Annotated in this window: 12 protein-coding genes; 2 read left to right on the plus strand and 10 right to left on the minus strand. The window is 59.2% G+C overall.

Annotated elements, in window-relative coordinates; all coding sequences use genetic code 11:
* Nucleotides 1–50: 50 nt before the first annotated feature.
* Both AC3B5A_RS03070 and AC3B5A_RS03075 read right to left on the minus strand, forming a co-directional pair.
* Complete coding sequence (locus AC3B5A_RS03070; RefSeq protein ID WP_489798754.1) at nt 51–614, minus strand: NAD(P)H-dependent oxidoreductase; 564 nt, start codon at nt 612–614, stop codon at nt 51–53.
* A 260-nt stretch (nt 615–874) separates the two neighbouring features.
* Nucleotides 875–1,351, minus strand: coding sequence for a MarR family winged helix-turn-helix transcriptional regulator (locus AC3B5A_RS03075; RefSeq protein ID WP_489798755.1), 477 nt, complete (start codon nt 1,349–1,351; stop codon nt 875–877).
* Between the two features lie 179 nt (nt 1,352–1,530).
* Between AC3B5A_RS03075 and ettA the strand changes: the two genes are divergently transcribed.
* The gene (gene ettA / locus AC3B5A_RS03080) at nt 1,531–3,207 is read left to right on the plus strand and encodes an energy-dependent translational throttle protein EttA (RefSeq protein WP_489798757.1); all 1,677 of its coding nucleotides are present in this window, start codon (nt 1,531–1,533) and stop codon (nt 3,205–3,207) included.
* A 203-nt stretch (nt 3,208–3,410) separates the two neighbouring features.
* The gene (locus tag AC3B5A_RS03085) at nt 3,411–4,322 is read left to right on the plus strand and encodes an acyl-CoA thioesterase (protein ID WP_489798759.1); all 912 of its coding nucleotides are present in this window, start codon (nt 3,411–3,413) and stop codon (nt 4,320–4,322) included.
* 84 nt (nt 4,323–4,406) lie between these two features.
* On the opposite strand, the gene AC3B5A_RS03090 is transcribed toward AC3B5A_RS03085, so the two are convergent.
* From AC3B5A_RS03090 to AC3B5A_RS03125, 8 genes are all read right to left on the minus strand, one after another.
* On the minus strand, nt 4,407–4,961 hold the full coding sequence (locus AC3B5A_RS03090) for a DUF3180 domain-containing protein (protein WP_489798761.1): 555 nt from the start codon (nt 4,959–4,961) through the stop codon (nt 4,407–4,409).
* The gene (locus AC3B5A_RS03095; protein ID WP_489798762.1) at nt 4,958–5,767 is read right to left on the minus strand and encodes a hypothetical protein; all 810 of its coding nucleotides are present in this window, start codon (nt 5,765–5,767) and stop codon (nt 4,958–4,960) included. The genes AC3B5A_RS03090 and AC3B5A_RS03095 overlap by 4 nt, the downstream gene beginning before the upstream one ends.
* 2 nt (nt 5,768–5,769) lie before the next feature.
* A complete protein-coding gene (gene ftsH / locus AC3B5A_RS03100; protein ID WP_489798764.1) occupies nt 5,770–8,259 on the minus strand; it encodes an ATP-dependent zinc metalloprotease FtsH in 2,490 nt (829 codons plus the stop codon).
* Entirely contained in the window at nt 8,256–8,819 is a 564-nt protein-coding gene (hpt, locus tag AC3B5A_RS03105; RefSeq protein WP_489798766.1) for a hypoxanthine phosphoribosyltransferase, read from the minus strand. Before hpt ends, ftsH begins: the two co-directional genes overlap by 4 nt.
* On the minus strand, nt 8,806–9,903 hold the full coding sequence (gene tilS, locus AC3B5A_RS03110) for a tRNA lysidine(34) synthetase TilS (RefSeq protein ID WP_489798768.1): 1,098 nt from the start codon (nt 9,901–9,903) through the stop codon (nt 8,806–8,808). Before tilS ends, hpt begins: the two co-directional genes overlap by 14 nt.
* Before the next feature lie 137 nt (nt 9,904–10,040).
* Entirely contained in the window at nt 10,041–11,675 is a 1,635-nt protein-coding gene (locus AC3B5A_RS03115; protein ID WP_489798770.1) for a D-alanyl-D-alanine carboxypeptidase, read from the minus strand.
* Nucleotides 11,672–13,024: a glycosyltransferase family 2 protein gene (locus AC3B5A_RS03120; protein WP_489798772.1), complete on the minus strand. Its 1,353-nt coding sequence runs from the start codon at nt 13,022–13,024 to the stop codon at nt 11,672–11,674. The genes AC3B5A_RS03115 and AC3B5A_RS03120 overlap by 4 nt, the downstream gene beginning before the upstream one ends.
* Nucleotides 13,025–14,650: an AI-2E family transporter gene (locus AC3B5A_RS03125; protein WP_489798774.1), complete on the minus strand. Its 1,626-nt coding sequence runs from the start codon at nt 14,648–14,650 to the stop codon at nt 13,025–13,027. It lies immediately after the preceding gene.
* Nucleotides 14,651–14,672: the final 22 nt, after the last annotated feature.

Below are 14,672 nucleotides of genomic sequence, written 5' to 3' on the forward strand. Positions count from 1 at the left end.
GGCCTTCGCACCGAGCTGTCTGGCATGGAGTTCACTGAATATGTCTGTACCTAACGCGCCGCCGGTACCGAGGCGCACACTTTGCTCTTGAAGGCCTCGCGGTATTGCGCGGTGTCCTTATCCGAGTCAAGCGAGCCCAGCACGTACGCGTCTTTAAGTTTGATGCCGCAGAACCCAAGAATGAGACGCTTCCACCGCGAGATCACGTTCAGCGGCAACCGGTAGAAGAACGCGGGGCCTTGGCAGCTGGTCACGATCGAGGCAGTACGACCGCCGAGCAGCCCTCCGGATCCTCGGCTATACGCAAATCGCGGCATGAAGACGCGATCCACCCAGCCTTTGAGCACCGCCGGTTCGGCGGCCCACCACACCGGGAAGAAGAACGACAGGTGGTCGGCGCGCGCGATCTGCTCCTGCCAGCGATCGGGCAGCGTCTCGTCGTCCATGTGCCTGCGGTAGCCGAAGCGCAGCACCGGGTCGAAGTCCGGCTCCTGGCTCAGATCAATGGTTTCGACGCTGTGCCCCTGCTTCCGGGCCTGTTCCGTATATGCCTGAGCCAGTTCGCTGCTGAAGCTGTCGTGGTCCGGCGATCCTTGAATGACGAGTATGTTCATTGTTCCTTCTCCGTATATCGTGGTGACCGCGCGCGATGCCCATGAATGGTCGACGCGCGGCTGCGGCTGCAAGAACCGCCCTAAAATACATGACATGTCACGCAATACGCTAGCAACAATACATGACATGTCATCTTTCTGACAAGAATCCTCCCACCCGCATCTTCCCTCTTGCACACACGACGGAGCCCAGATCCGCATACTCTGCCCCGCCCAGTCAAACGCCGCCGAGCAGACAATGAGTACCTGGCGCAGTTCCGTCACCCGCGTTTCAAGTCGCGCCTCAGCTGCCGCACATGCTCCAGCCCCATCTCCATCTGCGCTGCGTCCACAGAGAGACAGGAGGCAATATCGTCCCTCACCGCGAACGCCTTCCTGGCCATGTCCTCACCCAACGGCGTCAAACTGATCTGCATGGTGCGCGCATCTTCTCGAGAACGTTCCACGTGCACCAATCCGCGTTCCTTCATCCGTGCCACCAGACGACTCGGATGCCCCGACTCAGCTATGCAATGCTCGGAAAGCTCCTTGAGGGCGCACGGCTGCAGCTGCGATATGGCCATCAACGCATCCCCCTGCACGCACGACAGTCCATACGGACGCAATCCGGCCTGAAGCCGCTCATCCAGCTCACGGGTGAACGCACGAATCTCTCGCACATAATCGAGTGCACTGTCGATCCCGGCTTCCAGAACGCTGGTGCGCTCAGCACCCTGTGTAGCATCCGCTTTCTCCACGACGCGCCTCCTCACACGTTCGGCATTCATACCGATCGCATAGACCATGGGTTCCACCCACGAGCGTACCGTTCTCAACCGACGTGAACATAAGTTTCACTGTCGCCTTGGCATGCGAGAATCGGCCTATACCATGAGGTGCGGTGAACAACCGAAACACAAGAATTTAAGGAACAGATTTGGCTGAATTCGTATACCAGATGATCAACGCCCGCAAGGCGTACGGCGATCGCGTCATTCTCGACAACGTCACCCTGAGCTTCCTGCCGGGAGCGAAAATCGGCGTGGTGGGTCCCAACGGCATGGGTAAGTCCACCCTGCTGAAGATCATGGCCGGCCAGGAGACCGTCTCCAACGGAGAGGCGAGCCTGACCCCGGGCTACACGGTGGGTATCCTCCAGCAGGAACCACCGCTGGACGAGAGCAAGACCGTGGGAGAGAACATCAAGATGGCCTTCGGCGACATCGCCGACAAGGTGACGCGCTTCAATCAGATCGGCGAAGAGATGGCCGATCCGGACGCGGACTACGATGCACTCATGGCCGAGATGGGCCAGCTGCAGGAAGACATCGATGCCGCCAACGGCTGGGATCTGGACTCACAGCTCGAACAGGCCATGGATGCCCTGCAGTGCCCCGACCCCGACACCCCGGTGAACGTGTGCTCCGGCGGCGAACGTCGCCGTGTGGCTCTGTGCCGCCTGCTCCTCGAAGCACCCGACCTGCTGCTGCTCGACGAGCCCACCAACCACTTGGACGCCGAGTCGATTCTGTGGCTGGAGCAGTTCCTGCACAATTACCCCGGCGCCGTCATCGCCGTCACACACGACCGCTACTTCATGGACAACGTGGCGGAGTGGATCTGCGAGGTGGATCGAGGCCAGCTCTACCCGTACAAGGGCAACTACACCACCTACTTGGAAACCAAAGAGAAGCGCATGGAGATCCAAGGCGCCAAGGACGCCAAGATGGCCAAGCGGCTCAAGAACGAGTTGGAATGGGTGCGCAGCTCCCCCAAGGCGCGTCAGGCCAAGAACAAGGCACGTCTGGAACGCTACGACCAGATGGAGACCGAGGCGCAGAACAACAAGAAGCTTGACTTCTCCGAGATCGTGATTCCAGCCGGCCCGCGCTTGGGCTCGGACGTACTGGAAGCTGAACACATCCACAAGGCGTTCGGCGATCGCGTGCTCATCGACGACCTCTCCTTCACTCTGCCGCGCAACGGCATCGTAGGCATCATCGGTCCCAACGGCGTGGGCAAATCCACCCTGTTCAAGACCATTGTGGGACTTGAGCAGCTGACCAGCGGCTCCTTAAAAGTCGGCGAAACCGTCAAGATCTCGTACGTGGATCAGGGGCGCGAAGGCTTGGATCCGAACAAGAACCTGTGGGAGGCAGTCTCGGACGGCAACGACTTCATCGAGGTAGCCGGCGTGGAAGTACCCACCCGTGCGTACGTGGCAAGTTTCGGTTTCAAAGGTTCCGACCAGCAGAAGCTGACCGGCGTGCTCTCCGGCGGCGAACGTAACCGCCTGAATCTGGCGCTGACTCTCAAGCAGGGCGGCAACCTGCTGCTGCTTGATGAGCCCACCAACGATTTGGATGTGGAAACGTTGGAAAGCCTGGAAAACGCACTTATCGAGTTCCCCGGCTGCGCTGTGGTGATCAGCCACGACCGCTGGTTCCTTGACCGTATCGCCACGCATATCCTGGCGTGGGAGGGCGACGACGAGAACCCGGCTCACTGGCACTGGTTCGAAGGCAACTTCCAAGCCTATCAGGACGACAAGGTCAAGCGTCTGGGAGAAGAGGCCAACCACCCCCATCGCATCCACCGCAAGCTCACGCGTTGAGATCACACCTGCAGCACCCAGCGCATTGATATGCAAGCGGCACCATTGCTCACCAGTGGTGCCGCTTCTCATATCCTCTTCCGTCCCCATGGGCATGACACGTCACGTACTTGACTTGTCGTGCATGGAGCGCCCAGGCTGCAATCAACAGGGCGGCATCTGTTGCTAGAATTCATAACACGATATTTTGCAGAAGGAGCATGATGGCTGATCAAACCATGCAAGACGTAGTGCGCAGCACCGTCGAAGCACTCACGCTGGGTGAGCCCAGTCAGGACCGTACCCATTCATACATGACAGGATCCAGCCTCTACTACCCTACTGAGCGCATCTATGGCGGTCAACTGAGCGCACAGGCAGTGATGGCCGCAGCCAAAACCGTGGAAGACGGCAAGGTGCCGAACTCGATTCATGAGTATTTTCTCACCACCGGTCGCCTCGACCAAGACACCCTGTTTGATGTAGAGACGTTGCGTGACGGCAAGTCCTTCTCCACGCGCCGTATCACAGCCACACAGCAGGATGCCACGCTGTTCACCGCCATGGCCAGCTTCCAGCAGACCGGTCAACGCGGTGTCGAGTTCCACGATGCCATGCCCGAGCAATTGCCCGATCCCGAGAGCCTGACCAGTGCACAGGAACTCATGGCACCCTATGCGGCAAAAGTGCCGTTTGCCAGGTATTACGCAGAACAGTCACCGTTCGACATCCGTCACATCGGCAGCACAGTGATGCTGGCTCCAGACAAGCAGAGCCATGACGCCGACAGCGGCCAACAAATGGTATGGACCCGCCTCGCCTCTCCTATTGAGGCCTCGCAGACCATGCACCGGGCGCTGCTGGCATTTGAATGCGACCAAATCATGATGGAGCCGGATTTGCGCCGCGCGGGCCTGTCCATCTCCACACCGGGAATCTTCTATGCGTCCATCGACCACGCCATGTGGTGGTACGACGACATCAACATGAATGAGTGGCACCTCTACGTCCAGGATGCTCCGGTTGCTGGGCACGGACGCGCAATCGGCACCGCGAAAGTATATTCCCAAGACGGCCGACTGGTGGCCGCCATGAACCAGGAGGCCATGATTCGCCTGCCCCAGCACAAGGACTGACCGTTCTGGACTAACCGACCGTTCTGGATTGTGACCGTTCCGCTGCTCTGGAACACCGGCACACCTGCGCCCCAGAGCAACCGCCTACCGCTTGTCTTGCAATGACTTTGAGCAGTGGGCGGCAGGCTGGGCAATCGAACGGGAAGCACGCTTGGAGCGCATGGTCTTCGGGTGCTCGGGGCCATCGATAGGCGGCAGCTGGCAGAGCCATTCGCCGACGATGCCGATGGCCATGTCCGCCAGACAGACCACGGCGGTGACTGCGCACTGAATGACGATGGTACGGTACAACGGCGCTTCGGCGTGCACTGCCAGCAGCAGTATCTGTCCCAGATACCAACCGGCAAGCAGTGCCCCGGCGACCCCCAGAGACTTGCACAGCACAAGCGTAAACACTGCCTTGTCAGGGTCGATCCAGCTCTTTCGTTCTTCCGGCTTGGCGGTGACATACCGGTGCACCTGCAGCGCCAGCACTAGCGCGATGATGCCAAGAACCGCCATGGCCCCGGCGATAAACCAGGGTGCACCCACCAGTTGCACAGACGTCGATTCAGAAACTCTGGCAGCTCCTATACCGAGTACCAAGCCAGCCAGCATCGACACGGGGTAATACCACCATGGTGTACGTTGCGCTTTCATTGTGTCTCCCCCAATATCCAATTTTGCGACAGCATGCCCACCAATCCTGCATTCGGCGCCATGGCCAGCAGGTAAGAGACAGGGTCATCGTCTAGTCGCGCGTCCGGATCCATGTCGAACCAAGGCGCAAGCACCGCAGCGTCGGTCGCAGCGGCAGCATCGTGGTACGGTTCACTCCGCTGAACGACGGTGCCCTCCGCCTGTCCTTGCAGCTGCACCAAAGTCATCGCCACGGCGCCCTCATGGCTGCGTGCCAACGTATCCAGTAAACGCTGCATGGCCTGGGCGTCACAGTGGGTGCTCAACTGCACCACCGCGGCCATGCCGTCTGCTTCGTCCACGTTGATGACGTGGTAGAGCGGCGAGATGCCTTCGAGCTGGTTGCCTGGCACCGCGTCGAGCGAGACGGACAGAATCTGGAACAGTCGCTCCGCATTGGGCATCTGACTGCGCATCGACACCACCGCAGTGTATGAGGCTACGGACGTAGGCACGCGCTGCTCTTGCTCATGCTCGGACGAGTCCACGCTCAGCGGCACGTCTGTAAAGGTGAACGATGCGCCACTGTCGTCGCGCAACACGATATCGGCATGCGCAGTACCGTCCGACACCGATTGCATCAGTGTTTGCATCAGCGCCGCTGCATGTTGCTGCCGATCGGCGGTACGAGTCTTGCCCGCATCGGCCACGCTCCGGACGGCATCGGAATCATCAGCGCTGAGCACCACGCGCGCCAAAACGCCGAGAGGCGTGCCGGAGTCCGACATGCCTCTCTTTGATGCGACTGATTCATTGGAGTCAGTCATGGTCACTGATCGCCCATCGAGCGTTTGAGCTTCTCCGGAATCGGTACCGGCGGCAGATCGGAGTCGGGACGGGCAGGATCGGAGAGCCACAGATTACGCTCCGGCGCCTTGCGTAGGTTCTTAAAGACCTCAGCCAGTTCCTTCTCGTCCAGCGTCTCCTTCTCGAGTAGCTGGCGCACCAGCTCGTCGAGCACGTCACGGTTCTCGTTGATGATGTTCCATGCCTCGGTGTGAGCCGTCTCGATAAGGTCATGCACCTCGTCATCAATGACCTCTGCGGTCTTGTTGGAGTACTTGTGCGCAAAGCCTTCCGTGGATTCCTGATCCGGGTTGGCCGCCCCCCATTTCACCGAACCGAGCTTGGAGCTCAGACCAAATTCCATCACCATCTTGCGGGCGATTTCCGTGGCCTTCTCGATGTCGTTGGATGCACCGGTGGTGGGGTCGCGGAAGACGACCTCTTCTGCGGTACGACCGCCCATGGCGTAAGCCATCTGGTCAAGCAGCTCTTCACGGGATTCGGAGTACCGATCCTGAGTCGGCATGACGGCTGTGTAGCCGAGCGCCTGACCTCGCGGCAAAATCGTCACCTTGGTCACCGGGTCGGTGTGGTGCAGCGCCGCCGCCACCATGGCATGGCCGCCCTCGTGGTATGCGGTGTTGCGCATCTCCTCAAGCGCCATGCGGTGACTCTTGCGGTTCGGCCCCATCTGCACGCGGTCGATGGCCTCGTCGATGGCACGGTTGTCGATAAGCTGGGCTCCGGCACGGGCGCATAGCAGCGCAGCCTCGTTGAGCACGTTGGCCAAGTCGGCACCGGTGAATCCTGGGGTACGCACTGCCACGGTATGCAGGTCCACGTCAGGCACGAAGGGCTTGCCCTTGGCATGCACCTTGAGAATGGCTTCGCGCCCCTCAAGATCGGGAGCCTCCACAGCTACCTGGCGATCGAAGCGACCAGGGCGCATCAGTGCAGAGTCGAGCACGTCGGGACGGTTGGTGGCCGCGATGATGATGAGGTTCGTGTCGTTGTTGAACCCGTCCATCTCCACCAGCAGCTGGTTGAGCGTCTGCTCACGCTCATCATGACCACCGTTCATACCTGAGCCGCGCTTGCGACCGACGGCATCGATCTCATCGATGAAGATGATGGCCGGAGCGTTCTTCTTGGCCTCTTCGAAGAGGTCACGCACGCGGGAGGCACCCAAACCGACGAACATCTCCACGAAGTCGGAGCCCGCCATGGCGTAGAACGGCACGCCGGCCTCGCCTGCGATGGCGCGAGCCAGCAGCGTCTTGCCGGTTCCGGGAGGACCGTAGAGCAGCACGCCGCGCGGGATACGCGCACCCAAAGCGTTGTACTTGGACGGATCTTTGAGGAAGTCCTTGATCTCCTCCACTTCTTCGACCGCAGATTTCTCACCGGCCACGTCGGAGAACTTGGTGGTAGGCGTCTGCCCGGTAAGCAGCTTGCCATTGTTTTTTGAACCACCCATGCCCAGCATGCCTGCCGAGCCGGAATTGCCCATGCGGCTGAAAATCCACCAGAAGAGCACCAACACCAACACCATCGGCAGCAATGACACCAAAATGCTGGTCCAGATGCTGTCCTGCGCGATTTCAGCGTTCCAACCATTGGCGGGAGCCGCCTGACGGATGGCTTCCACCACCTGCGTCTCCTGTGCCTTGGCATAGTAGAACTGCACCTCGCGGCCATAGCGATGAGGCCGCTTGGTCTTGGGATCGGTCTTGACATAGTCGTCGCTCAGCTTGAGCTTGACCTGCTGGCCGTTGGCGATGATGGTGGCGCGCTCAACCACGATATGCTTGCCGTCGTTGCTGCCTGCGGCAACGGTCTTACCTGCTGCGATGCTAGCCTTTCCGGGCTCGAACGCCGTAGGGGTGCTCGGCGTATCGCTCTTGGAACCATCTTGCTGGTCAGCGCCGGACTTGGCATCCGGATCGCTTTGCTCGTCGCCCGGCTGACCGTCCTTCGGGGTGCTGCTGTCGCCATCTTCAGACTTCTTGGAGTCCTGCTTCTGGCTCTCATCCTTGTTCTTATCGGCATGCTTGCCCGTGGATGTATCTCCATTGGCTTCATCGGGATCGACGCCGTTATACGGCAGCAGGCTACGATTTGCCTTGGCTTTATCCACGGTGCCGTCCTTGTTGACCGCACCATAGATGAGATTCATACCGTCTTCGGTATCAACGGTCTGTGGGCCGGTACCAGCGAAAAGCTGCATGCCCAAGCCGAGCAGGACGACAAGGACGAGCGCCCAGAGCCACGGGGACTGCCAGAATGACTTGTTGCCGTCCCCTTTGCCATCGTTACCGTTCTGGCCACCGTCCCCGCGTGAGAACGGATTGTTAAAGCGAGGGCCCTTATCGCCCGGAGCACCGTTGCCGGGGCGGCCACCGCCTTGTCCCGGATCACCTTGTGGGTTCGGGCTCATGTCGTTCATCTGGCCCTGTTGCCGAGGATCGCTCATGCCTGACCTCCTTCGTAGACTTCCGGTTTCAATACAGCTATCGAATCAAGATTGCGGAATCGTTCGGCATAGTCCAGACCGAAACCGACTACGAATTCATCCGGCACAGTGAACCCGGTATAGGCGATATCCACGTCCATTTCACGACGTTCTGGCTTTTCCAATAATGCAAAAACCTCCACCGAAGCCGCCCCGCGTTCAAGAAGCTCCTGCTTCAGCCATGTGAGTGTGCGGCCTGAGTCCACGATGTCCTCGACGATGAGCACATCCCTACCCTTCACATCGGTGGAAAGATCCTGGCGAACCTCGACGGTGCCTCGGCTTTCCGTTCCTGAGCCATAGCTTGACAGACTCATGAAATCCATCTCAACGTGAATACTCAACGCCTGGGAAAACGCAGCCATGGTATTTACGGCACCTTTGAGCACAGAGAGCAACAGTGGAGTGCGACCACGGTAGTCCTCGCTCACTTGGTCCGCCACTTCGTGGATTCTAGTCATGAGGCGCTCATGGGAGATCAGCTCATGGTCGATTTCTTCTTGTACATCAGCGATTCGCATGCGCTCCATTTTTGCACACGCGAATGACGTGTTTCTTGCGTTTTGCTGAATAACCTCTGGGAAGCGAAACTTGTCCTTGCCCATGCCAATGTGTGGCAAGCTGCTCTACCGCAGCCACATGGCGCGCAGAGAAGCGAACTCCTAGATATTCCAGCGCAAGTTTCACTACGCGCGAACGCATGGCCGGCGGTTGGTTTGCCAGTCCTATGGCATCGAGCCTTACGCAGGTTTCGCCTTCTCGACATGCCAACTGCTCATACAGGTGCACGGCGCTGGCGTTGAGGAAATCTTCGTCCGCTTGAGCCATCGCGGTTCCATGAGCCAAGTGGGAAGCGGCACCGGAACCGAAAAGCTGTTCGATGACCGGCATAAGCGTATGCCTGACGCGCGAGCGCAACGGGAATGTCACAGGAAGATCTTCACTGGCAGGCACGTGCTCGCCGTTGGTGGGATCGTCCCACCAACTGAGATTGAGGAGTTCACAGATCGATGTGGTGTCAGCACGCGTGAGTTCCATGAGCGGTCGGGCAAAAAGAACCGTCTTATAACGTTCAATGACACGTCGCATGCCGGCAAGTGACGTTGTTCCCCCCGATCGCAGCAACCCCATGAGCACAGTTTCCGCTTGGTCATCAAGCGTGTGAGCCAACAGTACTGCGGCGGCATCAAACCATTGAGCCACGCTCGCCAATGCCTGGTAACGAACCTCGCGAGCGGCGGCTTCCTCGCCGTCGCCACGGCTTTCATCCACATGCACCTCATGAATCACGACTGGGGAAAGGCCGAGCTGCAAGCAGTCGCGAGCCGCCTGACGCGCCGCTTGCGCCGACTCGATTTGTATGTGGTGGTCGACGATGACGGCACCGCAGCGCAAGCCCAGCGACGCGCACACTTTCTGACTCACCGCAGCCAGCGCCATGGAGTCCCTGCCACCGGAGCATGCCACCAGCACCAACGGAGCATCGGCTGCAGGCCTGTGGTCACCATGTTGTGCAAAACGCTCGTCTTGCGCGCGCAGACCTAGCGAGGACAGGCAGGAACGTACAGCACCCACGGCATGTTTGAGCGCCGGAGCATAAACCATATGTACCTCCCCCAATGTGCCTTACCATATCAATTCACTTTCGGATACCGTCACGTATCCGAGGGCTGCTTTCTGCCACACCGCTCGATATCTTCTAAAGTGCCACCGTACCGGCCTGCAATACCGAGCCACACATGCTATAGGTCGGCAAGACTGGCCATGAGCCGATCGACAGCCTGTTTGGCACCGCCCAAATCAGCCGGCCGGTTCACAATGACCGCGAAGGCCAGTACACCACCGTGTTTGCGCGACACGTTGCCGGCCATGGAAGTCACATCTTGCAATGACCCGGTTTTGACACGCAACAGCCCCGCTGCGGAATCGTCGGCAAGTCGATTTCTCGCCGTGCCGGCAAGCCCGGGAACGGACAGCCCCTCCGAAGCTCCTACCGCCGCGCCAGGCAGCAGATAGTGGGTCTGCACTTGTGCCAAAGTGAGCGCGCTGAGCGAAGATCCGGGCGAAAGCCCTGAACAATCCGCCATCGTAACGCCGTTGACGTCCAAGCCGAGTGCGGTGAGAGCGGAACGCACCGCTTGGACCGCACCGGCCGGCGAGTTGTCGGCGTGCGCGTGCAACGCCACCAAACGCCCGAATTCTTCGGCCAGTGTGTTGTCTGAATGCCGCAGAGCGAATCCGAGTATCTCGCTCAACGTGGCCGAGCGCACGTATCCCACACGTTTGGCTCCCCCTGCCTGCGGCACGTCGCTGCCGTCTTCTCCTGCTCCGCTTTGCGTCAGTTGTTCGGCAGTGGACGCCACACCGCCGAGCTCCACATTGATGCCGCGATCTTGCAGCAGCGAGGCAAACGTCTTCTGCGTATCGGCTGCTGTGGTGGTGGAGAGCGCTGGATAGTCGTTGAAGTCGTCGGGGCTGTGGGCAGTGCCACCCCATAACCGGCCACCGTCCACCGCCAACGAGGAGACACCGGTGAAGTAGTTGCCTTGGTCGTTGTTCTGCGCAATATGCTCCGGCGAGCGAACCGCACCGAACAGCGAATCATCACATACCAGTCTGACGCGGTTCACCCTCCCCTCTTTCAACGATGAAGCGACCTGATCCGCCAGTGAGGCCAGACCGGCACGACCGTTGACATGATTCGGGTCGTTCTGCCCCGCCCCGAGCAGCATGTCGCCGTTGCCTTTCAGCGTGAGCACCGCTTCTGCACCCACCGGGTGATCGAGATAGACATCGGTTTCGAAACGCGACCCCATGTCGAGCGTGGTGGCCGCAGCCAAAGCAGTCAGGGTTTTCATAGTGGACGCGGGTTCTCTCTGCGCATCCGGATTCAGCGAAGCGGCAACCTTGCCTTTCGCATCCACGACCACGACCGAAGCCGAGTCCCCCACTCCCGCAGAGGCAGCGAACGCATCGACCAGTTGCCTGGCTTGATCGGCATCTATGGGTTTGTCCAAGTCCGCTTGTTTCACCAGCTGGGAAGCAGGACGCACACTGAGCGGAGGTTGTGCCGAGGTGCCGGTCTGTGCCGAGGAGAAGGAAAGCGGACCTGGCACCAAGTCGAGCACATCTCCAGTCACATACCCCAACGTGAGCACTCCTGCGATCACAGAGGCAAGACCTACACGCCATGCTCGGCGCACGCTCATCGCCCTCCAGGCATAGTTGGCAGCCACGCGCGCGTCCGTCTGCTCACGAACTCTGGCGTCAGAGTCCATCCAGGCTTCCACCCAGTCCCCCGAATCGGCATTGATTTCCGCTTCCAACGTGGAGTCCACTCCCCCGGTGAAACCGGTCATGTCCTGGTACCCGCTCACGCTGTGGCCCCCTCGAAGGCCGCATCTCGCTTATCGCAATCCGTACCCGGTTCATCAGAGTGCATTGAACTGCCTTGAGCATCTGCACTGGCGATCTGAGCAGCATCCCGTTGCGCGGCCTCAATCGTCGCCTTGTGTTCAATCGGTTTCCAGTCGGCCTTTGAGAAGATGGCCTGGAAGGCGATCGGCACGTAGCTGAACATGTAGATCGGGAAACTGAGCACGTAAGCGAACAGTTCCTTGTTGGACGCACCGATCTGGTCGCGTTCCGCGAAGATGGTGAGAGCGGCCAAGCCCATCAGACCGAACATGCCCAGCACGCCTCCGGCCACCCAACTGACCAGAGAGCCGAGCTGCGAGGACCATGAGACGAAACCAAGCATGGCGAAAAGCGCACCAAGCACCACACGAATACCACTGAGCACCGTGAACGGGCAGATGATCAGCGTCAGATCGACTGCTGAAAAATCGCGCTCCCGCACCGCTCGTTTGATGAGCTGCGGCCCATAATAACGGAAAATCTGCAGGAATCCCTTACTCCAGCGCAACCGCTGGCGCCAGCTCTGCGTGAAGGTAACCGGCTGCTCATCGTAGAGGATGGCAGTGCCGCAATAACCAATGCGGTCACCGTGCAGTACGGAGTCCATAGTGAATTCGAGGTCTTCGGTGAGCAGATGGAATTTCCATCCGCCGTTGCGTTTCATCACGTCGTGAGAGAACATGAAGCCGGTACCACCCACATGGCAGCTTGAACCGAACATCATGCGTGAATTGTTCAGGAAACGGGATTCACGGATGAACCAAAGCGCCGATCCGGAAGACACCCAGTTATCAGCGAGATTCACGGAGTTGCGGTAGCTGGTAAGGATGCGGAACCCGGAGCAGAATGCCTTGTTCATCTCCTCGATGTAGTGGCTGTCAAGCAGGTTGTCTGCATCAAAGACGAAGAACGCCTCATAATCGTCCGCCTCACCGGTTTCGATCATGTGGGACAGCAGATAAGACAGCGCGTAGCCTTTGCCGACCTGGCTCGTATCTTGCCGTTGCACGACATGGCAGCCCAATTCCCTGGCCACCTCGGCGGTGCGATCGGTGCAGTTGTCTGCTACGACCCAGATGTCCACAAGTTGCGTAGGGTACGTCTGCGCACGGATTGAAGCGATGAGATTGGGCACCACATGCTCCTCGTTGCGCGCGGAGATAAGCACCGCATATCGGTTGCTCATGGGCGCCACCGGGAAAACGATCTGATGATGGAACAGCGACGCCAGAATGCATACGGCTTGGTAGATCAAGCTAACCGCACCCATGATGAACATGAGCACGTCAAGGATGGAGAGAAATACCATTTATCGCCACCTGTTCCTCGGGTTGTCCTCCGCATGTGGAGACGGAGTCGAATCGTCATCCTCGCCACTGCCGTCAGCGTCGACGCTCTCGCCTTGCTGGCCGGCACAGGCGTCGAGTTTATTGCCACCGTCAGCATCAGCATCAGCATCAGCATCAGCAGAGTCTGAACGACCCACAAGACCGTTCACAGCGAGGTGCATCGTCATAATGTTATCGGCAATATTGTTCTCCGCTGTCTCGACCTTGGCTCCGCCACGGGCCGACCCGTTGAGCATGCCTTTGGGAATGGCGACTGTGAGAGACTCATCCGCACTGGCACCACTATGCTCATCGCGTTCGGTGAGATTGTAGACCTCACGCTGCAGCGCACGCACCTCGTCGTTCACCGGCACTTTGGCACTCGACCCTTTCGCCGCTCTGGGCATGTGGTCCGCCACCGGTTTGATGATGTGCTCGTTGAACGCTTCGGCGCCTTCCACCACCTTCGACTTGGAGACCGGAGCGGGGTCGCTCATCAACGGAGATTCCACCAAGTCATAACGCTTGGTATACACCTTGAACAACGCTTGCAGACTGGCTGTGATGGGTAAAGCCAGGAACGCGCCAAGCGCTCCGAATACGCCACCGAGCACCAGAACCGACAGGAAGGCGATGGCGGGATTCAAGTCCATGGTGCGTTGGGAGATCTTGGGAGAGAGCACCAGGTTCTCAATCTGCTGGTAAATCACGATGAACACCACTACGGCAACCGCATACCCCAAGCCTCGCGACCCCCATGCAAACACCACCGGCAGCGCGCCGCCGATGTACGTGCCCACTGTAGGCACAAACTGAGCGGTGATACCACAGAACAAAGCCAAAGGCAGCCAGTTGGGCACTTGTATGGCCATAAGGAAGATCGACGTGCAGAATGCGTTGACCAGAGCCAGAATGGTCCGGGAGAACAGGAATCCGGAAATCTGATCCTGCACCACCGTCCAGACGAGCAGGAAGCGACGCTGAGCATTGGGCGCAAACCACTGGCACATGCTACGGCGCATCTTCGGACCCGCAGCGGAAATGTAATAGGTCACCATGAGCACCGTGAGCAAGTTGATAAGGAAGCTGAAGACGCTCATGGTGGTGTTCACCGCTTGCCCGGCGAAATCGGTAACCCACGAAGTCTGAATATTGTGGAGAATCTCAGTGCCCAAGTTTTTGATCTCCGGCAGTTCGAAATCGGTATAGTGCTCGGTGAATTCACGCAGCTGGTCATACAGCGCAGGCAGATCCCTGACCATGGAAATGACCTGGTCCACAAACACTTTGCCGAACATGGACAACAGCACGACCACCACGACGACCAAGCTCACGAGCACCACACCGGCCGCCACGCCTCGCTTCCAGCCGTGCCTGACCAAACGCACCACCAGAGGTTCCATGGCCAATGCCACGAACACGGAGATGACGATGTCGAGCACAATATAACTGACTTTGCTCCACGACTGCCAGACAAACACGGCAAGGAAGATTGCGATGGCCGTATACAGCAATGCCCGCCCCCACCAGTCCGGTGGGCGCCGGGAGTCACCTTTCGAAGGAAAAACCGCTCCGAAGTCAAATTTCCGAGTATCGTGTTCGCTCATACGCCCCATACTAGCAACGGGG

It is taken from the genome of Bifidobacterium sp. ESL1133, assembly GCF_058107325.1.